This window comes from Phytoactinopolyspora halotolerans, from assembly GCF_010550675.1.
Taxonomy (GTDB): Bacteria; Actinomycetota; Actinomycetes; order Jiangellales; family Jiangellaceae; genus Phytoactinopolyspora; species Phytoactinopolyspora halotolerans.
In genome coordinates this window covers 88,174-113,216 of sequence record NZ_JAAGOA010000012.1, presented here as the reverse complement: position 1 = coordinate 113,216, position 25,043 = coordinate 88,174, and the positions used below count along the sequence as shown (strand labels likewise).

The window sequence follows — 25,043 nt, the reverse complement described above, 5'->3', positions numbered from 1 at the left end:
CCGCCTGTCAGGCGACGAGCTGGACGACCTTGGCGCGGTCTTCGTCCGGGAGATCACGCAGTCCGCGCCGAGTTCGGATGGCGGCGTCGATCACCGAGCACGCGTGCGCCGTCTCGAGAACGACGGGGTTGATCTCGACGACGCCCCCTGCGGAGAGCCATGTGGAGACGTCCGCCCAGCTGTAGAGAGCCGCGCGTGGACGAGGAACCCTGGGCTCGGGAAAGCCGCCCGGTCCGCGGCGCCCCTTCACCCAGTTCTCCACCGCCGCAAGCGTCCTGCCTGCACGCTCGGCGATCTCGCCCAAGGTGACCAAGTCCTCGGTGACACCGACGACCTCGAGCCCGCAGGCTTCGGCCTGGTCGATGGCGGACATGATGGCCTCGATCGCGCTCCCGGCCTCGCGATCGAATCCAGCGGAGCCGCCACGTTCGTCGCCCCCGACGACCGCGTCGTCATAGCCGGCCTCGTAGAGGGCGTCGAGCGACTCGTCAATATTGCCGACGAGTTCCAGTTCGAAAACGTAGAAAGGCATCAATGCTCGTCCTTCCAGTCGCCATATGGACACTCGTTCAGATAGTGGCGGAGCCGCTTGGCGAAGCGTTCGGATCCTCGTGGCGTCGACCAGATCGACCGAGGCGGACAATACTCCGGTCCGCCTGGGCAATAGCCGCGGCCCCACGGGTGCCCTGGGCTCGGCTCGATCCGCCAGCCCGCCGCTTCGAACTCGGCAATGACAGCGCGGATCTCTTTGTTGGGATGTTTCGGCACGGTCAGCCTACTCCTAGTGTTGAGTTAATTCAACTCCAGTGAGGCGACCGTGATGACTCGGGCGACGCGCATGTCGCCCTCATCTCAAAGCCTCGGCGTGTCCAGGGTCATACAGCGGCGGAGCAGCCCGCCTTGGGGTGCGGGCGCGGCAGGCATCAGGCGTGTGAACGCGGCCAGGCGTCGGCGTAGAGCTCCAGGTCAGCGTTGGCGCCGGTGATGACCGTCGCGATCCGCTCGCCGGAGACATGGTTCCCGGCGACGGCGGCGATGCCGGCCGCACCGGCCGGCTCGGGGAGAACGCCGAGCGTAGTGGCGGCGAGGTGCATGGCGGCCACCAGCTCGTCGTCCTCGACCAGCACCATGTCGTCGACGAGCGCTCGCGTCCGGAGCACGGCCTCGGGGTAGGGCCGGCCGATGGAGATCCCGGCGGCGAACGCATTGCGAGGCTCGATGCGCATCACCTCGCCCGCGCGCCAGCTCTCCACCAGCGCGGGCGCGGCGGCCGCGCCGACACCGACCACCCGGACGTCCGGCTCGTGTGCCTTGACCCAGCGGGCAACGCCGGTGATCAGTGCGCCGTCCCCGACGGGAAGGACCAGCGTGTCGAATCCGCCCTCGCGCGTCAGCTCCAGGCCGATGGTGCCGGCACCCTCGGCGACCCGGACGTCACGGCCATCCTCGACCATGACGCGCTCTGGGGCCGAGTCGGCGAACGTCCGCGCCGCCTGCTGGTGATCACCGTCGACGACGTGCACCCGCGCTCCGAACGACTCCATCCGCTCCACCTTCACGCGCGACATCGTGGCCGGGACGAACACGGCTGCATTCAGGCCACGCCCGGCCGCGGCGTAGGCGATGGCCTGACCGAAGTTGCCGCCACCGGAGGCACAGACCGCGGTGCTTCCCACCGGGAGCTGCCGGACGTGGAACGTCGCACCGCGCCCCTTGAAACTGCGCAGTGGATTCAGCGTCTCGACCTTGACCATCAACCGTCGCCCGAGTCGTGCGGAGAGCTGCTCGTCCACGTATTGCGGCGTGTTCAGGAAGGCCGGATCGATGACGGTCGCGGCCTCGGTGATGCGGTCCAGGTCGATATCGATGTCCGCCTCGACAGGGGGTGTGTCCATGCTGAAACCGTAGAGTGAAACGGCCGGGCGCCGATTGAAAAGTTCTCCCGGTTCAGCGCAAGATTCTTGCGTGAAGCGATCCGTCCCACTGGATGAGCTCGACTACAGGCTGCTCGATCTGGTGCAGCGCGATGCCAAGCGTCCTCTGCATGAGCTCGGTGACGAGGTCGGGCTGTCGCCGAGCGCGGTGCAGCGACGGCTGACGCGACTGACCGAGGCGGGCGTGATCCGCTCCACCGTGGCCGTGGTGGAGCCGCGTGCCGTCGGAGCAGACCTGCTCGCCGTGGTGCTGGTCGCCTTGACCGATGACGACCCTGACCATCACGCCTCGTTCCGCCGGCGCATGCAGGACGAGCCGGCGGTGCAGCAGTGCTACACCATCGTCGGCCAGTGGGATTACGTCGTGGTTGTGCTGACCCGGGGTATCGAGGAGAACCGCGAGCTCTCGTACAGGCTGTTCGTCGACGGCGGCGCTGTCGCCCGGTACGAGACGTTGCCCGCGTTCGAGACGGTCAAGGCCGGCTTGACGGTACCGCTCGGGGAAGGCCCTGGGCGGTAGCGGCCGAACGTCATTCCCCGGCTAGGTGGTCACCATGCCCGTCCAGGGCCGGGAGCCCGTCTCTGGGAGATGACCTCCCTACCCGTGGCACATGCCGCGGTCCACCGCCTGTTGCGCGAATTACCCCTAGGGGGTATGGTCATGCGTCATGAGAGATACCCCTGCCAGGTATGGGTTCACTGCCTGTAGGTGGAGCGCCGTGATGCCCAGTACCGACCAGCCGCAGAGTGGGGAGTCCAGACGATGAACACACCGATCAAGATCACCGTCTACGTAGGCGTCCTGGCCGCCGCCTTCACCGGTGCACTCGGCATCGGCAGCCTGACCGGAAGCCCGGTCGACCGGCCGGACGAACATGCGACGGACGAGCACACGACGGACGACCTCAGTACGCGTGGTGCCGATGAGCCTGGGGCGCGCGAGTCCGATGAACCCGAGGCACACGGCGCCGAGGGGCACGCCGGCGCCGAGTCCGCGAACCACCTTCCTGCCGGCCTGCAGGTGTCCGAGGCGGGTTATACCCTCTCGGCGATCACCGCGCCCCGGTCGGCAGGGGAGGAGGGAACGCTGAGCTTCAGCATCACCGGACCGGACGGGGCACCGGTGGTCGAGTTCACCGAGGCGCATGAGCAGGAGCTCCACCTGATCGTCGTCCGGACCGACACCGTCGGTTACCGGCACGTCCATCCGACCCTGGAGAGCGACGGCACCTGGTCGATCGACTGGGAGTGGGCGAGCGGCGGCACCTACAAGGTGTTCGCCGACTTCGAGCCGACGGCGCTAGGGGAAGGTCTGACGCTCGCGCGCACAGTGGAGGTGGGCGGGGCGTTCGTACCGGAAGCGCCGCCGGCGGACTCGAACGTCGCCGAGGTCGACGGCTACACGGTCACCCTCGCCGGAGAGCTCATCGCCGGGAAGAGCGCGGAACTCACCGCCTCGGTCGAGCGGGACGGCGAGCCGGTGACGGATCTGGAACCGTACCTGGGCGCTTATGGTCACCTGGTCGCCCTGCGCACCGGCGACCTCGCGTATCTCCACGTACATCCCGACGGCGAACCCGGTGACGGAGTGACTGAATCGGGTCCGGACGTGCGATTCGTCGTGGAGACACCGACTGCCGGAACCTACCGGCTGTTCCTGGACTTCCAGGTGGACGGGCAGGTCCGCACGGCCGAGTTCACGCTGACCGCTGGCGACGCCGCTGATGACTCGGGCCAAGGCGGCGCCGACAGCGACGCCGACAGCGACGCCGACGCCGACAGCGACGCCGGCCACGGCCACTGATCGATCGATCGACTACGGGAGACAGCGATGACGACAAGCATGGAGAACGAAGCGGTCGGGGCGACCGTCGCGGCCGAGCCGGCCGCCCGCGTCGAACTGTCGATCGGCGGCATGACCTGCGCCTCCTGCGCGGCGAGGATCGAGAAGAAGCTGAATAAGGTCGACGGCGTCACCGCGTCGGTGAACTTCGCCACCGAGAAGGCGAAGGTCGAGTACGCCGGTGACCTCACACCGGAGGACCTGATCGCAGTTGTGGAGCAGGTCGGATACCAGGCCAGCCTCCCTCCGGAGCCGGAGACAGCAGACGGGAGACCGGCCGGGGAGCCGGGCGCCGGGGAGCCCGAAGACGATCACACCCGCGAACTGCGTTCGCTGCGATCCCGGGTTCTCATCAGCGCGATCCTCTCCACGCCCGTGGTGGTGCTGGCGATGGTGTCGGCGTGGCAGTTCGACTACTGGCAGTGGCTCAGTCTCACGCTGGCCGCGCCGGTGGTGGTCTGGGCCGGCCTGCCGTTCCACCGCGCGGCCTGGGCGAACCTGAAGCACGGCTCGGCCACGATGGACACCTTGATCTCGATGGGGACGAGCGCGGCCATGCTGTGGTCGTTGTACGCGCTGTTCTTCGGGTCCGCGGGCGAGCCTGGGATGACGCACCCGTTCGAGTTGACCATCGCCCGCGTGGACGGGACGTCGAACATCTATCTCGAGGTCGCCACCGGCGTCATCACGTTCATCCTGCTGGGACGCTACTTCGAGGCGAAGTCCAAGCGCCGGGCCGGCGCGGCCCTGCGTGCCCTGCTGGAGCTCGGCGCCAAGGAGGTCTCGCTGCTGCGCGACGGTCGAGAGGTGCGGGTCCCGGCGACAGAGCTGGCGGTCGACGACGTCTTCATCGTCCGGCCCGGCGAGAAGGTCGCCACGGACGGCGTCGTCGTTGAGGGGTCGTCCGCGGTCGACGAGAGCATGCTCACCGGCGAGTCGGTGCCGGTCGAGGTCGGGCCTGGGGACCGCGTCGTCGGCGCGACCGTCAACGCGGGCGGACGGCTGGTCGTGCGGGCGACCCGGGTCGGCGGCGACACCCAGCTCGCACAGATGGCCAAGCTGGTGGAGGAGGCGCAGACCGGCAAGGCCGCGGTCCAGCGCCTGGCCGACCGGATCGCCGGGGTGTTCGTGCCGATCGCGATCGGGATCGCCGTGGTCTCGCTCGGATTCTGGCTCGGCACCGGCGACCCGCCGGCGGCCGCCTTCACCGCCGCGGTCGCGGTCCTGATCATCGCGTGCCCGTGCGCGTTGGGCCTGGCGACGCCGCTGGCACTTATGGTGGGCACCGGCCGCGGAGCGCAGGTGGGCGTGCTGATCAAAGGCCCCGAGACGCTGGAGTCCACCCGGAAGGTCGACACGGTCGTGCTGGACAAGACCGGCACCGTCACCACCGGGCAGATGACGCTCGTCGACGTCGTCGTCGGCGAGGGCGAGACGAAGGAGCAGACGCTCCGGCTGGCGGGTGCGCTGGAAGGTGCCTCCGAACACCCGATCGCGCGGGCGATCGCGCGTGGTGCCGGCGAGATGGTGGGCGATCTGCCGGCCGTGGAGTCGTTCGAGAACGTCGAGGGCATGGGCGTGCAGGGCATCGTCGACGGGCATGCCGTCGTGGCCGGCCGGGAGAGCCTGCTGGCCGATTGGGCGCAGTACCTCGGCCCGGAGCTGAAGGAGGCCAAACTGGCGGCCGAGCGCGCGGGCAAGACCGCCGTCGCGGTCGGCTGGGACGGCGTGGCTCGCGCGGTGCTGGTGGTCGCCGACGCCATCAAGCCGACCAGCAAGGACGCGATCCGGCAGCTCCGTGAACTCGGCTTGCGGCCGATCTTGCTGACCGGGGACAACGAGACGGTGGCCCGCTCGGTCGCCGCCGAGGTCGGTATCGACGCCGACGGCGGGAACGGCTCGGTCATCGCCGAGGTCCTGCCGAAGGACAAGGTGGAGGTCGTCCGCCGATTGCAGGAAGAGGGCCGGGTGGTCGCCATGGTGGGCGACGGCGTGAACGACGCCGCGGCGCTCGCCCAGGCCGACCTCGGCCTGGCGATGGGCACCGGGACCGACGTGGCCATCGAAGCCAGCGACCTGACCCTGGTCCGCGGGGACCTGCGGGCCGCGGCGGACGCGATCAGGCTGTCCCGCCGGACCCTGTCGACGATCAAGACCAACCTGGTCTGGGCGTTCGGCTACAACACGTTGGCGATTCCGATCGCGGCAGCCGGGCTGCTGAACCCGATGCTCGCCGGTGCGGCGATGGCGTTCTCCAGCGTCAGCGTCGTCGGTAACAGCCTACGGCTGCAGCGGTTCAGGTCGTCGAACGCAGACTCGACGGTCTGACCCGACAGCCGGAAATCACCCGGTGGCCGCATCCGGCTGCCGGATCACCAGAGAGGAGATACACGTCATGGCACACTGCCACGGACATGGCCACGACTCTGTCCATGACCAGCACGACGAGAGTGAGCTCGCCGAATGCCCGGTGATGCCGGGCAGCACGGTGGTGAAGGCCGAGGCGGAGGAAGACGGCCTGTACCGGGATTACAACGGCCGGCGGTACTACTTCTGCTGCGATTCCTGCGGCCCGTTGTGGGACGCCGACCCTGAGCGATACGCCGCCGCATAGGCGCTGATTCGTCCGCTCATCACACGACGCGTCCACGCGCTCGTGCGTGTGGTCCGTCGGGTGGCCTCGGGCCCGGCGGACATCCGATCGGCCGCGCCGCTCTCGGAGTTGACCCCGGCCTTACCCTGCGGCCGGGTGGTTCATCCGGTATCGGTGCGGGCGATCGTCATGTGATTCTCGCCGCACACTCGAAGCGGCAACCCGGAAATATCAGAACCAGGGGAGCAGTTGCGGCTCGCATATACCCCCTACCCGTAAGGAGTAAGAACATGGCCGTGCAGAACAGCGTGCGGGGGACCGCACGTACATCGAGGAAGGGCTGGGCCCTCGCCGTGATCGCGATGGCACAGTTTGTCGTGATCATGGACACGTCGATCATCGGCGTCGCGCTCCCGCGGATGCAAGATGACCTCGGATTCACCCAGGAGAACCTGTCGTGGGTGTTCAACGCCTACGTCGTGGCGTTCGGCGGACTGCTGCTTCTCGGCGGGAAGCTGGCCGACCTGCTCGGCGCCCGGCGCGTGTTCGCCACCGGGTGGGCCGTGCTGGGCGCAGGCTCGTTGCTGGCCGGGCTGGCGGAGAACGTCGCCACGGAGATCTCCGGCCGCGCCGTCCAGGGTGTGGGCGCTGCGCTGATCGCGCCGTCGGCACTGACCTTGCTCATGATGCTCTTCGGCTCCGAGCCGAAGGAACTCACCAGGGCCATGGCACTCTACGCGGCGGCGGCACCCGCAGGTGGCACCGCCGGGGTCTTCCTCGGCGGAGCGATCACCGAGTTCATCAGCTGGCCCTGGGTGTTCTACATCAACATCCCGATCGCGATCGCCGCGCTGCTCGCCGTACGGCCGTTGATGCCGGCGTCGAACGCGCAGCGAGGCTCGGTCGATCTGCTCGGGGCGCTCGTCGCCACGGCCGGATTGGCTTCCGCCGTGTACGCCATCGTCGAGGCACCAGAAGTGGGGTGGGGAGCCACGTCGACCCTGGTCGCGTTCGCGGCCGCCGCCGTCCTGCTGACCTTGTTCGTCGTGCTCCAAGCCAGCCGGCGCGAACCCCTGATGAGGCTGAGTATCTTCCGGGCCCCGAACCTGGCCGCGGCGAACGGCGTGCAACTGCTGCTCGGCGCGGCGTGGATCCCGATGTGGTTCTTTCTCAACCTCTACCTGCAGCAGGTGCTGGACCTCGGGCCGTTCGCCAGCGGCTCCGCACTGCTGCCCATGACGCTGCTGATCATGGTCGGAATGATCGCGGTGGCGCCGAGGCTCATCGCCCGCTATGGGCCGAAGGTGGTGGCCGTCACCGGTCTGATCCTTCTTGCCGCCGGCATGCTCTGGCTGGCCCAGATCCGCTCCACCGGCACTTTCTGGGCCGACGTGCTGCCCGCCTCGCTGGTGGCTGCCGCAGGGATGTCGCTGGCGTTCATACCGTCGTTGATGACCGCGGTGTCCAGCGCCCGGCCGGAGGAAGGTGGCCTGGCGTCGGGCATCGTCAACACCAACTACCAGGTCGGGTCGGCCCTGGGCTTGGCCATCATGACGGCGATCGCGACGTCCCAGGGTGCCGGCAGGATCGGTGATCTGGTGGCGCTGACCGACGGTTTCTCGGCGGCGTTCCTCGGTGCGGCGGCCACGGCCGTGGCAGGGGCGGGTCTAGCGGTGCTGACCTGGCGACGGGGCTCGTTGTCGGCGGGGGCGCGCTAGACGGCGCCGTGTTCCATCGCCGTGAGCGGGCGGTTCGCGTACCGGGGCGTCGTCGTCATCGGGTGGGGACGTGCGTCACCACCACGTCGATGCCCCATGGACGCGCCGCCCGCTCCGGCTCCCGGAGCTCCGCTTTCCAACCGAGTTCGTTCAGCACATCGGCGAGTTCCGCGGGTGTGCCGGGCGCGGCCGCCGAGCAGAGCAGGTCGCGCACGACATGTCCCTTGGTCGCCTTGCTGTGGTGGCTGACCACACTGCGTGTTCCGTTCTGCTCGTGCAGGACACGCACCTTGGCGGTGCGCGGTGCGAGGGCCGCGTCCGGCCGCCAGAACGCCTCGTACGTCGTGGACCGCAGGTCGATGATGGCGCCCCGACGACCGGCGATCGCCGGTACGACGTCACCGAGCGTCGTCTGCCAATGCGCCGCCAGGGATCCCACGCCTGGGAGGGAGACCCCGCCACCCAGCCGGTACGCGGGTATGCGGTCGGTCGGCCGGAGCAGTCCCCAGAGCCCGCTGGTGATGGCGATGCTGCGGGTGGCGCGTCGGGCTGCAGCGCCCTCCAGGGTGCGCAACCCCAACGCGTCGTACAGGACGCCGGTGTACACGTTGCGCGCCGGCGCGGCGGGTGCGTCGATCAGCCCGGCGTTGCGTACGACTTCGTCGGCCTGTGTGGGGCCGAGGCCGAGAACGGTCGCCGCGGAGCCCGGGTCGTCCCGGCAGAGCCGCACCAGCGCGGAGAGGATGCTCTGGCGGGTGTCGGTGAGCTCCGGGAAAGAGAGCTTGGCCGGATTCGCCGGTGCACCCCGGGGCGGTGCGGTCTTCCCTTCGGACGGCGGCAGCAGGATCAGCACGTGTGGCACCTTACGTAACCCCGACCGATCCCGCGTGACGTGGGTGGTCGGGCCCGAGGTCCGGGCTTGGACACGTACCATCGCCGCATGGTCACACACATCACGGAACCGCAGCGGATACCCGTTCCGGGCGGCAAGATCATCGAGGAGTTCGTCGGCCGGGTCGCCACAGGCACCGACGGCGTTTCGGTGGCGCGGATGAAGGCGCCCGCCGGGTGGGACGAGCCGCCCCAGACGCCGGAGTTCGACGAGGTCACGCTGGTGCTGGCCGGCCGCGTCATCGTCGAGCACGGCGACGCCACGACCGAGGTGTCCGCCGGCGAGGCGATCCTGACCCCGGCCGGGACGACGGTGCGCTACTCGGCCGGGCCGGAGGGCGCGGAATACGTGGCCGTCTGTGTCCCCGCGTTCGGCCCGGACCTGGCGCATCGAAAGGACGACACATAGGGCGGTCTGCTCGCGGCGCCGAAGGGTCGTGGCCCAGAGTTGCGCTCCGGCCGCCCAGAACGGGCAAGAACGCAACTACCCGCCACGACGGCTGCCGCGGCACCCGATGTGCGCCCGCCGTGGCACTGGCCGCACGGCCGACGCGCCGGTGTTACGTCCGGATTGCGGACGGGCGCCGACCGATCTGTCTATTCGATTCGTGTTGAGGTGGCGATCGGCAATAGGCTAAGCCGCTGTGGTGACGATGCAGGACGCGCTGCTGGCGCTGACGAAATACTGGACCGACCGGGGCTGCATGATCGCGCAGCCGTTCAACACCGAAGTCGGCGCCGGGACGATGAACCCGGCCACGATTCTCCGTGTCCTGGGGCCTGAGCCCTGGAGGGTCGCTTACGTCGAGCCGAGTGTCCGTCCGGACGACGCCCGGTACGGGGAGAACCCGAACCGGCTGCAGACGCACACGCAGTTCCAGGTCATCCTCAAACCCGACCCGGGTAACCCGCAGGAGATCTACCTGTCCAGCCTGGAGGCGCTGGGTATCGACGTGCACGCACACGATATCCGGTTCGTCGAGGACAACTGGGCATCGCCCGCGCTGGGCGCGTGGGGGCTGGGCTGGGAGGTCTGGCTGGACGGTCTGGAGATCACCCAGTTCACCTATTTCCAGCAGGCCGGCGGGATCAGCCTGGACCCGGTCTCGGTGGAGATCACCTACGGCATCGAGCGCATCCTGATGGCGTTGCAGGGCGTCACCCACTTCAAGGACATCGCCTACGCGCCGGGCGTCTCCTACGGCGAGGTCTTCGGCCAGTCCGAATACGAGATGTCCCGGTACTACCTGGACGACGCCGACGTCGACGCCAACCGTGCGCTGTTCGACACCTACGCGACCGAGGCGCAGCGGCTGATCGAGTTGCGGCTGCCGGTGCCCGCGCATACCTACGTGCTGAAGTGCTCGCACGTGTTCAACGTGCTGGACGCACGTGGCGCCATCAGTACCACCGAGCGCGCGCAGGCGTTCGCCAAGATGCGCGGCCTGGCCCGCGAGGTCGCGGCGCTGTGGATGGCGCGACGCGAGGAGTTGGGACACCCGCTCGGCACGGGTGCGCCGTCGGCGCCCGCGGAGCCGCTGCTGCTGCCCGAAGTGTCCGACGCGCCGCCGCCGGCGCCCGAAGGGTCCGCGCCGCTGCTGTTCGAGATCGGGACCGAGGAGATGCCGCCGGCCGAGGTGACCAAGACGGTCGAGGCGGTCCGTGCGTCGGTCACCGAGAAGCTCGCCGCCACCCGGCTGGACCACGGTGAGATCGCCGTCTACGGCACGCCGCGCCGGATCGTCGTCACCGTCGCGGACGTCGAGCCGCGCGAACCGGACGCCCGTCGCACCGTCAAAGGCCCGCGGGTGAGCGCCGCCTATGACGACGAGGGCCGGCCCACCAAGGCGCTGCAGGGATTCGCCCGAGGCCAGGGCGTGGAGATCGACCAGGTGTCCACGGCGGAGTTCGGTGGGAACGAACACGTGGTGGTGACGGTCACCGACACCGGGCGAACGGCGCCGGACGTGCTGTCGACGCTGTTGTCCGAGGTGGTCTCCGGGCTGCGTTCGGACAAGAACATGCGCTGGAGCGACCCGTCCCTGTCGTTCACCCGGCCGATCCGCTGGCTGACCGCGCTGCTCGGTGAAGCCGTGGTGCCGGTGCGCGTGTCCGGCCTGACCAGCGGTCGCACCACCCGGGTGCATCGGACCGCGGACGAGCCGGTGGTGAACGTGCCGTCGGCCGCCGGCTACCTGGACTTCCTGGCCGGGCACGGCATCATCGCCGACGCCGTCCAGCGGCGCACCGAGATCGTCGACGACGCCCGGGCGCTGGCCGAACGCGTCGGCGGTGAGGTCGACATCGAGGGCGAGGCCGGCCTGATCGACGAGATCACCAACCTGGTGGAACAGCCCAACTCGCTCCTAGGCAATTTCGACCCGAAGTACCTGGAGCTGCCGGAGCAGATCCTCACCACTGTGATGCGCAAGCACCAGCGGTACCTTCCGGTGCGGGGCAGCACGGGGGCGCTGGTGCCGAACTTCGTCGCGGTGGCCAACGGCGCATGCGATGCGGCCGTGGTCCGGGCCGGCAACGAGGGGGTGCTGCGTGCCCGCTACGAGGACGCGGCCTTCTTCTGGCGCGCCGACCTGCAGGTGGCACCGGAGACGTTCCGGTCCCGGCTGACCCAGCTGACCTTCGAAGAGCGGATCGGCTCGATGGCCGAGCGGGCGGACCGGATCGGCGCGGTCGCCACGGTGCTCAGCGGTGACGTCGCGCTCAGCGGCGACGGAGCGGTGAGCGACGACGACGCGACGACGCTGACCCGGGCCGCGGCACTGGCGAAGTTCGACCTGGCCTCCCAGATGGTGGTCGAGCTGTCCAGCCTGGCCGGGGTGATGGCACGCGAGTACGCACGGCGGGCCGGGGAGAGCGAAGGTGTGGCGCAGGCGCTGTTCGAGATGGAGCTGCCCCGCCACACCGCTGATGCGCTGCCGCAGACGCTGCCTGGCGCGCTGCTCGCGCTGGCCGACCGGTTCGATCTGGTCACCGCCATGTTCGCGCTCGGCGCGAAGCCGACCGGCAGCTCGGACCCGTTCGGTCTGCGACGGGCGTCGCTCGGTATCGTCCGGATCCTGCGGGACCGACCGGAACTGGCGGTGGTGACCGTCGAACGCGGGTTGTCGGTGGCGGCCGAGCGGCTGCGCGCGCAGGGTGTCGAGGTCTCCGACGACGCCGTGGCCTCGGCCCGCGAGTTCATCGTGGCCCGGTTCTCCCAGCAGTTGCGGGATGAAGGCGTGCCGGTGGACTTCGTCGAGGCAGTGCTGCCTGGGGCCTCCGCGCCGGGCCGGGCCGCGGACGAGCTGCGAGTGCTGCGCGAGCGGGCCGACGACGGCAAGTTCCGCGAGCTGGTGACCGCATTGCAGCGGATCGCGAGGATCGTCCCGGACGGCACCGCCGCGGAGTTCGACCCGGCCCGCCTGTCCGAGCCGGCCGAGACGCGGCTGGCCGAGGCGGTGCACGCCCTGGGCGACTGGTCGAAGGGTTCGGTGAGTGCGTTCGCCGATGCGGGCGCGATGATCGTCGATCCGGTGAACGCGTTCTTCGACGAGATCCTCGTCATGGCCGAGGACCCAGAGGTGCGCGCGGCCCGGCTGGGTCTGCTGGCGACGATCCTGGCGCGCAGCCCGCAGACCATCGACTGGGCTGCGCTGGATACGGCGCTAGGCCAGTAAGCGGCGAAACGCGGATCCAGCAAAGGCCAGAGCAGGGGGTCGGAATTGAGCAGCGTCGGCCGGTGGAGCTCCTGGGTCGGCCTAGGGCTCATCGCGGTATCGGTCATCGGCATCGTGCTGAGTGTTGCGCCGGTCGCGGTGATCGCCGGCATCCTGGGCCTGTTCAGCATCGGGATCGCGGTGTATGACGCGATCTACTACGCGCTCGAGAGAGCGAATCTCCGGCGGCGGGCAGCCAAGGTCCGCCCCGAGCGCGGCCAGGAGCGTTAGAAGACGAGGCCCACGGTCTCCCGGACGTCCTTCCATTTCTCCAGGGTGGCCCGGACGTCGTCACGCTGCTCCGCCTGGATGGCCTCGGTGTGAGAGGCAGCGAGCACGTCGGAGAGCGCGATGCGTTGCCGGGTGGAGGCGGACTGGACGGCTGCCTCCACCATGCTGAGGCTGAGCACGTTTCCGTGTACCTCGCCGGAGGGCGTGGCCCCGGTTCGCAGGACGTGGATGAACTCGGCCAGCGATCCAGCGATCTCCTCCGGCTCGTTGTCACGCTGCATGTCGTCGTCGGCCTGCGCGGCGTCGGGCTGCGCGGCGACGTCGACATCTCCAATGGCGTCGCCGTTGTCTGGCACGTCAGTGGTGGGGTCATGGTCGCCGTCCCACATCGCCGTCCCGCGTTCCGAGCTGACTCGCCAGCGCCCGTTCCACGACGTCTCCGCTCCGGGCGCACACCAGCTGCCGTTGTAGACGAACCGGGCTCCGTCGGTGAACTCGAATGTCGCCACCGCCGCCGCGTCGCCGGCGTACCAGCTCCAGCCCGGGTTGTAGGCGTCGCAGTACACGGAGACGGGCTCGGCGCCGATCAGGTAGCGGGCGGCGTCGAAGTGGTGAATGGCCATGTCCACCAGCAGTGGATGGTCCATCTGCTCGCGGAACCCGCCGAAATGCGGGGCCTTGAAGAACTCGCAGCCGATCGTGCCGATCTCACCCAGTTCCCGCACCAGCCGCCGGAATCGGCGGAGCGAGCGGAAGTAGCGGCGGGACTGGCTGATCATCAGCAGCTGGCCGGTGACCTCTGACGCGGCCACCATCGACAGCGCCTGGGCCACGGTGGGCGCCACCGGCTTCTCGCACAGCACCGGGAAACCGGCGAACATCGCCTCCAGGCTCACCGGGTGGTGCGCCACCGGAACGGTGACGTTGAGCACCGCGTCGGCGTCGACCTCGCGGGCGAGCTGCGTGACCGATGTGCCGATCGGCAGATCCGGTAGGCCGGCCGCCTCGGCGCCTCGCCGGGCCGCGTCCTGGTCGAGGTCGACCAGGCCCACCAGCTGGGCGTCGTCGGAGGCGAGCACGGTCCGCAGCCAGGCCTGCCCCATCGCGCCGGCGCCCACCTGGATCAGTCGTACCGGCCGATGCAGCGGTGTAACGGTCATGTGCGGCCCTCTCGTGCTCGAAACGGGTTGAGGCAGGTCAGGACGCCGGTTCCGGCGCGATCAGACGACATGGTGCGGCCGCTTCTCAGCGCGAACGGCCGAGCCCTGGACGGACAATGCACGGGAAAGACGTATGGGACGTCGTCGTGCTCGACATTGTGACCTGTCCACGCCACAGAACTCAACGTTTCACCGGCCGTCGAGTTTCGGCGGCGCCATGGGCAGTGCCCCGGCAGGGTCATTGCCCGGAGGTCTTCAGCGGCCCGTCGTAGTCGTGACCGTTGAAGAACTCGCCGGTCTCGTACCGGAGCAGGGTGGGAGCCGCCCGCGTGGGCAGATCCGACCGGGCCCACTGCACCCCGTTGGCGATGACGCGCCGGATGTCGCTGTGGTGATAGACGGGATACTCCTGATCGCCGGGGGAGAAGTAGAAGATCTTGCCGTGGCCGCGCCGGAACGTGCACCCGCTGCGGAACACCTCGCCGCCGCTGAAGGAGCTGATGAAGATGAGTTCGTCCGGCGTGGGGATGTCGAAGTGCTCACCGTACATCTCCTGTGCCTCGACGATCATCGGGTGCGGCACGCCTTGCGCGATCGGGTGTGTCGGGTTCACGGTCCAGATCAGCTCGCGGTCGTTCTCGCTGCGCCAACGCAGAGTGCAGCTGGTGCCCATCAGTTTGCGGAAGATCTTCGACCAGTGGCCGGAGTGGAGGACCACCAGGCCCATGCCGGACAGAACGTGCTGGTGCACCCGCTCGACCACGTGGTCCGTGACCTCCTCGTGCGCGGCGTGTCCCCACCACACGAGCACGTCGGTGTTGCCCAGCAGTTCCTCGGTGAGCCCGTGCTCGGGATCGTCGAGGGTGACCGTGGTGACTGAGGCGTGATCCTTCAGGTTCTCCTCGATGCCCTCCTTGATGGTGGTGTGCATGCCCTGCGGGTAGATCTCGGCGACCTCCGGCTCGAGCTGCTCGTGCCGGTTCTCGCCCCAGACGACGACTCGGATGGTGTCGGCCCCGATCAGGTGTGGCTGCGTCGCGTGTGTCATCGGTGATCCGTTTCTTTCTGGTGCGGTGCGATCCGGGAAGGGCAATGTGTCAAAGCGTTTAACCAACGGTTGCGATTCTTGGCTGCCACATCGGACGATGTCAAGGGTGGGTAGCAAACCGCTTAACCGCTAGCCTACGTGCACACACTGACGTGTCCGGAGGAGACGCAGGTTGAGCGCCGGAAGCGAACGACAACGTGGTTATGATCACGACCTCAATGCATGCTTCTTTAAGTGGGTATCGGCCGTTCGGCGACGGCGGGGCCCAGCGTGACGGCTGGATGAAGGGATCGTGAGTCGAGCGATGGCGACGATGCGGGATGTGGCCGAGCGCGCCGGGGTGTCGATCGCGACCGTTTCGTTCGTGGTGAACAACACCAAGCCGGTTTCCGCGGCGACGCGCGAGCGGATCGAGGCGGCGATGGCCGAGCTCGGGTTCCAGCGCAACGTCGTCGCACGGGCGCTCGCCAGCAGGCGGACCCGCATCCTGGCGATGGCGTACCCCGCCTTGGAGCACCGGTTGGGTGCCGCAGGCATGGGCTTTGTGACCAGCGCCGCCAGGCGAGCGGCGGAGCGCGGGTACCACCTGGTGGTGTGGCCGGTGGGCAACGATGCGGCGGAGTTGAGCGACCTGGTCGGGCAGGGCCTGGTGGACGGCGTGGTGCTGATGGAGGTGTTGCTCCGGGACGCCCGCGTGGACGCGCTGGTGGCGAGTCGGCTGCCGTTCGCCATGATCGGCCGCACGGAGAACCCCGCGGGATTGCCGCATGTCGACATCGACTTCGATGTCACGGTCGAGGACGCGCTGACGTACCTGCACCAGCTGGGCCATCGCGAGGTCGCGTTCGTCACCGAGGGCGAACCCCGTGCGACGTTCCGGCTCTACGGCCCAAAGGTGCGGGCTGAGCGGGCGTTCGAGCGGGGCTGTGCCGAGCGGGGCCTCGAGGCGCTGATGGTGGAGTGCGAACAGCACGCCGCGGCCGGGCGCGAGACTGCCCGGGAGATTCTGGCCCGGCACCCAGGCACGACGGCGATCATGATCATGAACGAACACGCCGCGTCGGGTGTGCTCTCGGGGGCGATCCGATCCGGTGTGCGCGTCCCGGACGACATGTCGCTGCTGTCGATCGTGACCACACGCGATATGGGTGCGATGGCCGATCCCGTGCTCAGCATCATGCGTTCACCAGGGGAGGAGCTGGGCACCCTGGGAGTCGACCTGCTGATCGGGCAGCTGGAGGGCGAGCCGATGCCTGAGCCGCGGCTGCTGCCCTGCGTGCTGGAGCCAGGTGAGTCGACCGCGCCCGCGCCGGGCCGGTAGTCGGCAGCCGCAGCCAGGCCTCGCAGGTGCTCAGCCGAGGGTGTGGACGTGGTGCGGGTCGTGCTCCTGCGGGTGCTCGCCCTTGGCGTGATCGGCGTGGAAGAGCGCCTGCTCGAGAAGCTGGCGGACGTGCGTGTCGGCCGCGTGGTAGTAGATGAACGTGCCGTCCCGGCGGCTCTCCACCAACCCGGCGAGCCGGAGCTTGGCGAGATGTTGACTGACCGTGCTCGGCGCCGACTCGACCAACTCGGCGAGACAGTTCACGGACGATTCGCCCTGCAGTAGCGCCCACATGATCTTGATGCGCGTGGGGTCCGCGAGCATCCGTAGCGCGCGGGCCGCGCCGTCGACCTGGTCGGCCGTCGGCATCTGAAAGTCCGCGATGCTCTGGTGCATGCCTCCAGCCTACTATGTCCAGGTACGTATCTTCGTAGACACGCAGATACGTATATATTGAAGTCATGAAGAACGACGCGAGGTCCCGCGACGACCGGTCTGAACGCGGACACGGCCACGGACACCAACACGGCCACGGACACGGGCATGGACACGGGCATGGACATGGGCATGACCACCCGCATGCGGGGCGGTGGGCGAAGCTCGTTCACGCCTTGAAGCCGCACGCGCATGACGTGACCGACTCGATCGAGACCGCTGAAGAGGCGCGTGAGGCGGGAATCAGGGCGGCGTGGATCGGCCTTGCCGGCATGATGGCCACCGCGGGGCTGCAGTTGGCGATCGTTGCGATCAGCGGATCGATCAGCCTGTTCGCGGACACCATTCACAACCTCGGCCATGCGGTCACCACCATCCCGCTGCTGATCGCGTTCCGGCTCGGCAGGCGCCCACCCACGCGGCGCTACCCCTACGGTTTCCGCCGGGCGGAGGACGTCGCCGGCGTGCTGATCGCCGTCGTCGTCGCCGCATCCGCGGTGTGGATCATCGTCGAGGCGGTGACCGCACTGATCGAACCGCGCCAGCTGACCAACCTCGGGTGGGTGTTCGCGGCAGGTCTGATCGGCGCGGCCGGCAACGAGCTTGTGGCTATCTACCGGATCCGGGTGGGCAGGCGCATCGGCTCGGCGGCGCTGATCGCCGAGGGGAACCACGCGCGTGCCGACGGGCTGACGTCGCTGGTGGTCGTCGCAGCCGTCATCGGCGTCTGGCTGGGATTCCCGCGGGCCGACGCGGCGGCCGGGTTGCTGGTCGCGGTGGCGGTCGTGTGGATCCTCGTCAACTCCTGCCGGACGATCTTCCGCCGGTTGATGGACGGCGTCGACGACGGGACCGTGGAGCGCATCGAGTCCGTCGCAGGTGGTGTCGACGGAGTGCGCGACGTCGGCCGGGTGCGCGCCAGGTGGGCTGGGCATCGGCTCGAGGGCGACATCACCATCACGGTCGACGCGGCCGCCACGGTCGCCGACGGCCATCTGATCGCGCGGCGGGTGAACGAGGAGCTACGCCACGGCGTCCGCCACCTCGACCACGTTGTCGTCCACGTCCACCCCAATTGAGACGCGGGCGTCGGCATGGTGCGCTGAGGCCCCGTTGGCAAGCGTGTTCCCGGCCGGATCAGCGTGGATTGAGCGCACCATGCGCGTGAAATCAGCGCACCAGGCGGAAGAAGGACCGGAGCTCGTCCACAAAGAGTTCGGGCTGCTCGAGCGCGGCGAAGTGGCCGCCACGGGCAGTCTCACCCCAGTGAAGGATGTTCGGGAACCTCTTCTCCGCCCAGCGGCGGGACGGGCGTTGCAGCTCCTTCGGGAAGATCGTGCAGCCGGTCGGAACGGTGACGGGTTCTCCGGCCGAACCGGCGATCCACTCGTTGACCTGCCGGATGCTCTCCCAGTACAGCCGTGCTGACGACGCGCCGGTACGGCTCAGCCAGTACAGCGTCACGTTGGCGAGCAACTCGTCACGCGTGACGATCTCGTCCAGATGAGTGTCCCAGTCGGTCCATGCCCAGAACTTCTCCACGATCCACGCGCAGAGGGCGACGGGGGAGTCCACCAGGCCGTAACCCACGGTCTGCGGACGGGTCGACTGCTGCATGGAGTATCCGGATCCCCACTCGTCGGCTTCCCGCAGCGATTCGAGCGCAGCCCGCTCGGAGTCGGTGAGGTTACCGAACGTCGCCGGGTCGGGCGGGGCGAGGGGCGGCATGAGATGGATCCCGACGACGGACTCCGGCGCCCGCAGGCCCAACCGGGTCGTGACGCTGGTCCCCCAATCGCTGCCGGCGGCCGCGTAGCGGTCGTAACCAAGGCGGGACATCAGCTCGGCCCAGGCGCCGGCGATCCGGTCGACGCCCCACCCCGGCCCCGCCGGCTTGTCGCTGAACCCGTAGCCCGGCAGCGTCGGACAGACCACGTGGAAGGCATCCGCCGCGTCGCCGCCATGTGCAGCCGGATCGGTCAGCGGCCCGATCACCTTAAGGTACTCCACGATCGAGCCCGGCCAGCCATTGGTGAGCAGCAGCGGGAGCGCATGGGAATGTGGCGAACGGACGTGCACGACGTGGATACCGACCCCGTCGATCTCGGTGCGGAACTGGGGCAGCGCGTTCAGCCGGCGCTCGGTTGCGCGCCAGTCGTACCCGCCGGCCCAGTAGCCGCAGAGCTCCTGCAGGTACGCCAGCGGCACGCCCTGAGACCAGTCGTCGACGGTCTCCCGCTCCGGCCAGCGGGTCCGGTGCAGGCGCTCGTGCAGGTCCCGCAGATCCTCGTCGGAGATCTCGATCCGATATGGCTCCATGGTCTCGGGCATTCCTCAACCGTAGATCGTCACGCCCAGCGACGGTGGGCATGACGGCTTCACAGACCGTGCCCTGCTCGTCACGTCGCCGGGTTCGCGGACGATCCCTCATCTTCTGCTCACACGATCCGAGATCACATCAAAAGCGATCTTCGAGAAAGTCGGTGTTTCGAGCCGTGGCGAACTCGTCGGTGCCTTGATGGCGGAATCCAAACCCGGTCCGGTTTGATCAACGCTTCAGTGCGCGGAAGAACGAAAATCTCCGCCTCGTGCGGGCGCGATTGGCGTCCATAGCTCGGTACCAACGTTGCGGTTTTGCCCCTTTTATGGTCGTGTGCTCCCTTAGGGCATCGCGACCCCAAGGAGGTGACGCGTTGAGCAGCGTGGCGCTGAAAGATGTCACAAAGGTGTTCCCGGGTGGAACCGTCGCCCTGGACAAGGTCAGCCTGGATGTGGCTGACGGCGAATTCATGGTCCTGCTCGGCCCGTCGGGATGCGGCAAATCGACTCTGCTCCGGATCATCGCCGGATTAGAGGAACCGACCGCCGGAAGCGTGCTCATGGACGGCGAACCCGCGGACGATCTTCCCCCACGCGAGCGGGGCGTGGCCATGGTGTTTCAGGATTATGCGCTATATCCGCATATGAACGTCAATGACAACATCGGATTCCCGTTGAAACAGGCCGGCGTGGATCTTGATGAACGCCAGCGACGCACGGTCGATGCGGCGTCCGCCCTCGGAATCCCGGACCTGCTCACCCGGCGGATCGCGCGGCTGTCGGGCGGTCAGCGGCAACGGGTGGCGATGGGGCGAGCGATCGTCCGTGAGCCTGCGCTCTTCCTCATGGACGAGCCGCTGTCCAATATCGACGCCGGGCAGCGTGCCGAGCTGCGCACGGAGATCTCCGGCTTGGCGCAGCAGCTCGGGGTGACGGTCATCTACGTCACGCACGATCAGACCGAGGCCCTGACCATGGCGGACAAGGTCGCGATCCTGCGCAAGGGAGAGTTGCAGGATGTCGGCACGCCCGACGCCGTGTACAACCGGCCCGGGACCATGTACGTCGCCGCGTTCCTCGGCAGCCCGCGGATGGGCCTGATGGAGGCGAAGGTCGAGGTATGGGAGGACAGCCACCTCAACCTTGTGCTCGGAGACCAGAGGCTACAACTCCCGTGGCACGATCCGCGTCGCCGGATCCTGTCCCGGTATCGCGGCGAGCAGATCGTCGTCGGCCTGCGGGCGGAGGCACTCACGCCGGTGGCTCCCGGAGCACCCGGCAATGTGCTCGCCGGACATGTCCGCACCATGGAGCATCACGGCCACGAGACGCTCGCGTTCATCGACGTGGGCGCGACCGCGGCCGCCGTGGACGACAACCGGTCCGCCGACGTGGCGAGGGTGCCGAAGAAGGGGATGTGGAACTCGTTGCGCCGGACAGTGTCCCGGATCGTCGACGGGACGTCCCCCGCGGACGAGGAGATGTACGACACCCTCAACGATCTCAAGCCCGTGCCGGGCCGGCATCACCGTCGGTCGGCCGAGCTGGCCGTACGGCTGACCCCGTATCCGCAACTGCGGAACGGCACGCCGCTGTCCGTGGCGGTGGACATGGAGTCGCTGCACTTCTTCAACCCGCGTGGCCCGCGGATCGACGTCGGATGGCGCTAACGGTGCACCGCACATGCGCAGGGGGAGTTCACCGGGCCGAAACATTACTGGAGCGATTTCATCTCCTTCTTACGTAGTGAAACTCTGCCGCAAAGTTGACTGACCAGGATCGCTTGCGACCTGGTCGGCCCTGGTATGCGGTCAACAGACGCCCGCGGAACCGGCGCCGACGCTCCGTTCGGACTAGGAGTCATCGATGCCCGATCTCAGCGCGGGCGATACCGCCTGGGTACTCACAAGTGCGGCTCTCGTCCTGCTCATGACGCCCGGCCTGGCCTTCTTCTACGGCGGCATGGTCCGTTCCAAGGCCGTGCTCAACATGCTCATGATGTCCTTCCTCAGCCTGGCGATCGTGCCGGTGGTCTGGGTCCTATGGGGCTACAGCCTGGCCTTCGACGGCAGCAACGGAGGCATCGTCGGCGGCCTCGGAATGATCGGTCTCGACGGCATCGGGGTCGAGTCGGCCGACGTTCTCGGTAACGTCCCCGACTTCGCGTTCGTGGCCTTCCAGGCCGTCTTCGCCATCATCACCGTCGCCCTGATCAGCGGGGCCATCGCGGAACGCGCCACCTTCCTCGGGTGGTCCATCTTCATCGTCCTCTGGGCGACCATCGCGTACTTCCCGGTGGCCAACTGGGTGTGGGGCGGCGGCTGGATCGCCGAGCTCGGCGCCATCGACTTCGCCGGCGGGACGGTGGTCCATATCAACGCCGGTGCCGCCGGGCTCGCGCTCGCCCTGGTGCTCGGCAAGCGTGTCGGCTGGCCGAAGACGCCGATGCGGCCGCACAACCTGCCGTTCGTGATGCTCGGTGCGGGCCTGCTGTGGTTCGGCTGGTTCGGCTTCAACGCCGGATCCGCGGTCGCCGCGGACGGCATCGCGTCCGCCGTGTGGGTCAACACGCTGGTCGCCACCTCGGCCGCCATCCTCGGCTGGCTGCTCGTCGACGTCGTCAAGAACGGCCACTCGACGACGCTGGGTGCCGCCTCCGGAGCCATCTCCGGCCTCGTGGCCATCACCCCGGCTTGTGCGTTCGTCAGCCCGATCGGCGCGATCATCATCGGCTTGGTGGCCGGCGCGGTCTGCGCCCTGTGTGTGAGCCTGAAGTACCGCTGGAATTACGACGACTCGCTCGACGTGGTCGCCGTGCACCTGGTGGGCGGCATCGTCGGAACGCTGATGATCGGTTTCCTGGCCACCGAGAGCTTCACCGGTGACCCGGAGCTGGAAGGGCTGTTCTACGGCGGCGGGCTGGAGCTGCTCGGCAAGCAGGCGCTGGCGGCAGCCGTGGTGATCGTGTTCTCGTTCGTCGTGGCCTACGCTCTCGGCCTGCTGATCCAGCGCACCGTCGGGTTCCGGGTCAGCGAAGAGACCGAGGTGACCGGGATCGACCTGGAGCAGCACCTTGAAGCCGGATATGAGCTGACGCCGGCGACCGGCCCCAGCCGGGGGCACGCGGTCGCGTCAGCCTCGACGACCCAGGAGCCCGGGAGCGTGAACCAGTGAAGCTCATCACCGCTGTGATCAAACCGTTCAAGCTGGAAGACGTCCGGCAGGCGCTGGAGGCCTTCGGCGTCGCCGGTATGACCGTCACCGACGCCAGCGGTTACGGCCGGCAGAAGGGCCACACCGAGGTGTACCGAGGCGCCGAGTACACCGTCGACCTGGTACCGAAGGTCCGTCTCGACATCGTCGTGGCCGACGACGTCGCCGACGGTGTGGTCAACGTCATCGTGGACGCCGCCAAGACGGGCAAGATCGGTGACGGCAAGGTCTGGGTCACGTCGGTCGACACCGTCGTCCGGGTACGGACCGGGGAAGGCGGCGCGGACGCGCTGTGACCCGATGAGCCCAGAGGCGGCACGGTTCGCCGCGCTGCGCCGAGCGGTCATCGACGACGACCGGCTCGGCGCGGCCCGGCGACGTTCGACCCTGTCCGGGCTGGCCGACGCGTGGCTGGCCCGGTTCTTCGACCTGCTCCCGGATGCGGCCCGCCGCGACGTGGCCGTGGTGGCCGTCGGCGGCTACGGCCGGCAGGAGCTGCTGCCCGGAAGCGACCTGGACGTTCTCCTGCTGCTCGGCGACGGTGTGGACGACCCCGCGCCCGTCGCCGAACAGCTCTTCTACCCGGTGTGGGACGCCGGCGTGCCGCTCGACCACTCGGTGCGGACCGTCGGCGAAGCCCTCGACATGGCCCGCGGCGACCTCAAGGTGGCGCTCGGCCTGATCGACGCTCGGCAGGTCGCCGGAGACGCTGCGCTGACCGAGACACTCGTCGCCGAGGTGCGTGCCGACTGGCGACGTGCCGCGGGGCGGCGGTTGCCGCTGCTGGCCCAGGCGTGCCGGGAACGAGCAGAGCAGCACGGCGAGCTGTCTCACCTGCTGGAGCCGGACCTGGTGCAGGCCTACGGCGGGCTGCGGGACAGCCTGATCCTGCGCGCGGTGGCGGCGACGTGGGTGGCCGACCGGCCGCATGGTGCGCCGGTGGAAGAGGCGCGGAACTGGCTGCTCACCGTGCGGGACGCGATGCACCGCGCCGCCGGCCGGCGTAGCGACCGGCTGCTGTTCGAAGACCAGGCGGACATCGCCGAGCGGCTGCTGCTTCCGGATCCGGATACGTTGTTACGCCGCGTCGCGGAAGCCGGGCGTCACATCGCCTACGCATCCGATGTGACGTGGCGGGAGGTGGACCGGACGCTGGCCTCCCGCAAACGGCGCGGCTGGCGGCGGCGGCCGTTGCGGCGGCCGCTCGCGGAGGGCGTGGTGGAACACGACGGCGAAGCGGTTCTGGCACGCGACGCGCGCCCGGATCGAGACGCGGTCTTCCCGTTGCGGGCCGCCGCGGCCGCCGCCCAGGCAGGAGTGACCGTGGGGCCGCAGACCGTCCGGCGGCTGGCCGCCGAGTGCCCGCAGCTGCCGGATCCGTGGCCGGAGGCGGCGCGGAACGCGCTGGTGAGCCTGCTGGGAGCGGGGCATGGTGCGGTGCCGGTCTGGGACTCGCTGGACGCCGCCGGCCTGGTTGTGCGCTGGATTCCCGAGTGGGCACGCATCCGGTATCTCGCCACCCGCACGCCGGTGCACCGGCACACCGTCGACCGGCATCTGGTGGAGACCGCCGCCGTGGCGGCTGGGCTGGTGCGGCGCGTGACACGGCCGGACCTGCTGCTGCTGGCGGCGCTCTTCCACGACTTGGGCAAGGGTCTGCCGGGCGATCACAGCAAGACCGGTGCGAAGATCGTGCGCGATCTGGGCCACCGGTTGGGACTCCCGGCGGAGGACTGCGCGATCCTCGGACGGCTGGTCCGGCATCACCTGCTGCTTCCGGAGGTTGCGACCCGGCGCGACCCCGATGATCCCAAGACCCTGGCGACCGTCGTCGAAGCGGTCGGTGACCGGGAGTTCCTGGAGCTGCTGTACGCGCTGACCGAGGCGGATGCTACGGCCGCTGGGCCGCTTGCCTGGTCACCGATGCGGGCGAGGCTGGTCGGCGATCTCGTCGCTCGTGCGCGCGGCGCCTTGGACGGCGCGCCGGCGCCGCATCCGCGGCAACTGGAGCCGGCGCAGGAAGCACTGACGAACGGGACACTGCCGGCGGTGCGGGTGGACGATGGCCGGTGGGACGGTGCCTACCGGGTCACCGTCGCCGTTCCGCCGAGCCGGACGGCGCTGGCGACGGTCGCCGGAGTGCTGGCGCTGAACCGGCTCGACGTGCGCGCGGCCGACACGCACACCGTCGGCGAGTCCGTCGTCATGGTGTGGGACGTCGTCGCACGGCATCGAGATGCGCCGAACGTGGCGCGCCTGCGCGAGGAGCTGGTCCGCGCGGCGGGTGAGTCGAACGACGTGGGCACGCGCCTGGCGGCGCGGACGGCCGAGCGACGGACCCGGGTGATCCCGCATGCCGAACCGCAGGCGGGTGTGCTCGCCGACGCGTCCTCCGATGCGACCGTCCTGGAGGTGCGGGCTCATGACGAGCCGGGCCTGCTGCACCGGCTGGCCACGGTGGTCACCGGATGCGGCGTGGTGATCCGATCAGCCGTGGCGGAGACGCTGGGTTCGGAAGCGATCGACGTGTTCTACCTCGTCAACCAGGCGGGCGCGGCGCTGTCCCGGACGGAGATCACGCGGGTGCTCTCCGGGGTGCGGTCGGCGCTGGCGAGATAGGG

21 protein-coding genes are annotated in these 25,043 nt (G+C 69.0%); 14 read left to right on the top strand and 7 right to left on the bottom strand.

Annotation, left to right across the window (positions count from 1 at the left end; all coding sequences use genetic code 11):
• Positions 1-7 precede the first annotated feature (7 nt).
• Positions 8-532, bottom strand: coding sequence for a hypothetical protein (locus G1H10_RS17510; protein ID WP_163740122.1), 525 nt, complete (start codon positions 530-532; stop codon positions 8-10).
• Between the two features lie 391 nt (positions 533-923).
• Positions 924-1,895, bottom strand: coding sequence for a threonine ammonia-lyase (locus tag G1H10_RS17505; protein ID WP_163740121.1), 972 nt, complete (start codon positions 1,893-1,895; stop codon positions 924-926).
• A 70-nt stretch (positions 1,896-1,965) separates the two neighbouring features.
• Between G1H10_RS17505 and G1H10_RS17500 the strand changes: the two genes are divergently transcribed.
• From G1H10_RS17500 to G1H10_RS17480, 5 genes are all read left to right on the top strand, one after another.
• Entirely contained in the window at positions 1,966-2,454 is a 489-nt protein-coding gene (locus tag G1H10_RS17500) for an Lrp/AsnC family transcriptional regulator (protein ID WP_163740119.1), read from the top strand.
• 243 nt (positions 2,455-2,697) lie between these two features.
• The gene (locus G1H10_RS17495; RefSeq protein ID WP_163740117.1) at positions 2,698-3,738 is read left to right on the top strand and encodes a DUF8832 domain-containing protein; all 1,041 of its coding nucleotides are present in this window, start codon (positions 2,698-2,700) and stop codon (positions 3,736-3,738) included.
• 39 nt (positions 3,739-3,777) lie between these two features.
• Positions 3,778-6,105 carry a heavy metal translocating P-type ATPase gene (locus G1H10_RS17490; RefSeq protein ID WP_216853394.1) on the top strand — a complete coding sequence of 776 codons (2,328 nt, stop codon included), beginning with the start codon at positions 3,778-3,780 and terminating at the stop codon, positions 6,103-6,105.
• Positions 6,106-6,172: 67 nt separating this feature from the next.
• Positions 6,173-6,391: a YHS domain-containing protein gene (locus tag G1H10_RS17485; RefSeq protein WP_163740114.1), complete on the top strand. Its 219-nt coding sequence runs from the start codon at positions 6,173-6,175 to the stop codon at positions 6,389-6,391.
• A gap of 269 nt (positions 6,392-6,660) precedes the next feature.
• Complete coding sequence (locus tag G1H10_RS17480; protein WP_163740112.1) at positions 6,661-8,088, top strand: MFS transporter; 1,428 nt, start codon at positions 6,661-6,663, stop codon at positions 8,086-8,088.
• 55 nt (positions 8,089-8,143) lie between these two features.
• On the opposite strand, the gene yaaA is transcribed toward G1H10_RS17480, so the two are convergent.
• A complete protein-coding gene (gene yaaA / locus G1H10_RS17475; protein WP_163740110.1) occupies positions 8,144-8,941 on the bottom strand; it encodes a peroxide stress protein YaaA in 798 nt (265 codons plus the stop codon).
• Positions 8,942-9,028: 87 nt separating this feature from the next.
• On the opposite strand from yaaA, the gene G1H10_RS17470 reads away from it, so the two are divergent.
• The 3 genes from G1H10_RS17470 (at position 9,029) to G1H10_RS17460 (ending at position 12,926) form a co-directional block, all read left to right on the top strand.
• Positions 9,029-9,388 carry a cupin domain-containing protein gene (locus G1H10_RS17470; protein WP_163740108.1) on the top strand — a complete coding sequence of 120 codons (360 nt, stop codon included), beginning with the start codon at positions 9,029-9,031 and terminating at the stop codon, positions 9,386-9,388.
• Positions 9,389-9,632: 244 nt separating this feature from the next.
• Positions 9,633-12,656, top strand: a complete 3,024-nt coding sequence (locus G1H10_RS17465; RefSeq protein WP_163740337.1) for a glycine--tRNA ligase — start codon at positions 9,633-9,635, stop codon at positions 12,654-12,656.
• 45 nt (positions 12,657-12,701) lie between these two features.
• Positions 12,702-12,926, top strand: coding sequence for a hypothetical protein (locus G1H10_RS17460; protein ID WP_163740106.1), 225 nt, complete (start codon positions 12,702-12,704; stop codon positions 12,924-12,926).
• Here the strand turns inward: G1H10_RS17460 and G1H10_RS17455 are convergent.
• Both G1H10_RS17455 and G1H10_RS17450 read right to left on the bottom strand, forming a co-directional pair.
• Positions 12,923-14,086 (bottom strand): Gfo/Idh/MocA family protein, encoded by a 1,164-nt coding sequence (locus G1H10_RS17455; RefSeq protein WP_163740104.1) that lies wholly within the window; start codon positions 14,084-14,086, stop codon positions 12,923-12,925. The genes G1H10_RS17460 and G1H10_RS17455 overlap by 4 nt on opposite strands.
• A 238-nt stretch (positions 14,087-14,324) precedes the next feature.
• Positions 14,325-15,134, bottom strand: coding sequence for a ThuA domain-containing protein (locus G1H10_RS17450; protein WP_163740103.1), 810 nt, complete (start codon positions 15,132-15,134; stop codon positions 14,325-14,327).
• Between the two features lie 292 nt (positions 15,135-15,426).
• Between G1H10_RS17450 and G1H10_RS17445 the strand changes: the two genes are divergently transcribed.
• Positions 15,427-16,455 (top strand): LacI family DNA-binding transcriptional regulator, encoded by a 1,029-nt coding sequence (locus G1H10_RS17445; protein ID WP_216853380.1) that lies wholly within the window; start codon positions 15,427-15,429, stop codon positions 16,453-16,455.
• A gap of 30 nt (positions 16,456-16,485) precedes the next feature.
• Here G1H10_RS17445 and G1H10_RS17440 read toward each other — a convergent pair whose 3' ends face one another.
• Entirely contained in the window at positions 16,486-16,851 is a 366-nt protein-coding gene (locus G1H10_RS17440) for an ArsR/SmtB family transcription factor (RefSeq protein WP_163740101.1), read from the bottom strand.
• A gap of 236 nt (positions 16,852-17,087) precedes the next feature.
• On the opposite strand from G1H10_RS17440, the gene G1H10_RS17435 reads away from it, so the two are divergent.
• Entirely contained in the window at positions 17,088-17,969 is an 882-nt protein-coding gene (locus G1H10_RS17435; protein ID WP_216853379.1) for a cation diffusion facilitator family transporter, read from the top strand.
• 91 nt (positions 17,970-18,060) lie between these two features.
• Here the strand turns inward: G1H10_RS17435 and G1H10_RS17430 are convergent, their stop codons facing one another.
• Positions 18,061-19,221, bottom strand: coding sequence for an epoxide hydrolase family protein (locus tag G1H10_RS17430; RefSeq protein WP_216853378.1), 1,161 nt, complete (start codon positions 19,219-19,221; stop codon positions 18,061-18,063).
• Between the two features lie 362 nt (positions 19,222-19,583).
• On the opposite strand from G1H10_RS17430, the gene G1H10_RS17425 reads away from it, so the two are divergent.
• The 4 genes from G1H10_RS17425 (at position 19,584) to G1H10_RS17410 (ending at position 25,041) form a co-directional block, all read left to right on the top strand.
• Positions 19,584-20,879, top strand: coding sequence for an ABC transporter ATP-binding protein (locus tag G1H10_RS17425; RefSeq protein ID WP_163740097.1), 1,296 nt, complete (start codon positions 19,584-19,586; stop codon positions 20,877-20,879).
• A 196-nt stretch (positions 20,880-21,075) separates the two neighbouring features.
• Positions 21,076-22,383, top strand: a complete 1,308-nt coding sequence (locus tag G1H10_RS17420) for an ammonium transporter (protein ID WP_163740095.1) — start codon at positions 21,076-21,078, stop codon at positions 22,381-22,383.
• Positions 22,380-22,718 carry a P-II family nitrogen regulator gene (locus G1H10_RS17415; RefSeq protein ID WP_163740094.1) on the top strand — a complete coding sequence of 113 codons (339 nt, stop codon included), beginning with the start codon at positions 22,380-22,382 and terminating at the stop codon, positions 22,716-22,718. The genes G1H10_RS17420 and G1H10_RS17415 overlap by 4 nt, the downstream gene beginning before the upstream one ends.
• A gap of 4 nt (positions 22,719-22,722) precedes the next feature.
• Positions 22,723-25,041 (top strand): [protein-PII] uridylyltransferase, encoded by a 2,319-nt coding sequence (locus G1H10_RS17410; protein ID WP_163740092.1) that lies wholly within the window; start codon positions 22,723-22,725, stop codon positions 25,039-25,041.
• Positions 25,042-25,043 lie beyond the last annotated feature (2 nt).